1 protein-coding gene is annotated in these 950 nt (G+C 48.0%); it reads left to right on the top strand.

Annotation, left to right across the window (positions count from 1 at the left end; translation table 11 throughout):
- The coding region (gene ltrA / locus ACE41H_RS25135) for a group II intron reverse transcriptase/maturase (protein WP_375358308.1) at positions 1–950 on the top strand (950 nt) is incomplete at both ends.

The raw sequence follows: 950 nt of genomic DNA, 5'->3' as shown, positions 1-950 counted from the left end.
CCCCCCGCCAGTCAAAGCGGTAGAAATACCGAAGAAGAATGGTGGAGTGAGGATTCTGGGCGTACCTACAGTATCTGATCGCATTGCGCAAATGACGGTCAAACTGTACTTTGAGCCGTTAGTGGAACCTATTTTCCATCCGGATTCGTATGGGTATAGACCGGGGAAATCCGCAATTGAGGCGGTTCGAGTGACGCGAACACGGTGTTGGCGATATGACTGGGTGCTGGAATTCGACATCAAAGGTCTGTTTGACAACATGGATCACGAGATGCTCATGAAAGCAGTAAGGAAGCATACGGATTGTCCGTGGGTCCTGCTCTACATCGAAAGATGGCTAAAAGCTCCATTTCAAATGAAGGACGGGAGCAAAAGAGAGAGAAATTCCGGCACACCTCAAGGCGGTGTCATCAGTCCGGTACTTGCGAATCTGTTCATGCACTATACGTTCGACAAATGGATGGGAAACAAACACGGGCAAAATCCGTGGGCAAGGTATGCGGATGATGCAGTAATCCACTGCCGAACGAATGAGGAAGCAGAACAACTGCTGGAGAAACTCAAAGAGCGATTTAAGCAATGTAAACTCGAATTGCATCCGGAGAAAACCCGAATTGTCTATTGCAAAGATGATGACCGTAAAGGAGACCATCCCGAAACCAAGTTTGACTTTCTGGGATACACCTTTCGTCCAAGGCGGTCAAAGAACCGATGGGGAAAGTACTTCATTAACTTCACGCCAGCAGTCAGTAATAAAGCGTGCAAGGCGATGAGGCAGACGATAAGAGGATGGCGGATGCATCTGAAACCGGATCTGGGGATTTATGACCTGTCAAGAATGTTCAATGCTTCCGTCAGAGGTTGGATTAACTACTATGGCCACTTTTACAAGTCGCAATTGTACACTGTTCTGCGTCATATGAATGATGCGCTCGTTAAGTGGGCTCGGC

Source organism: Paenibacillus enshidis (assembly GCF_042136365.1).
Classification (GTDB): domain Bacteria; phylum Bacillota; class Bacilli; order Paenibacillales; family Paenibacillaceae; genus Paenibacillus; species Paenibacillus enshidis.
Note: the sequence above shows the minus strand (reverse complement) of the source record. Positions and strands in the feature narration are given on the sequence as shown.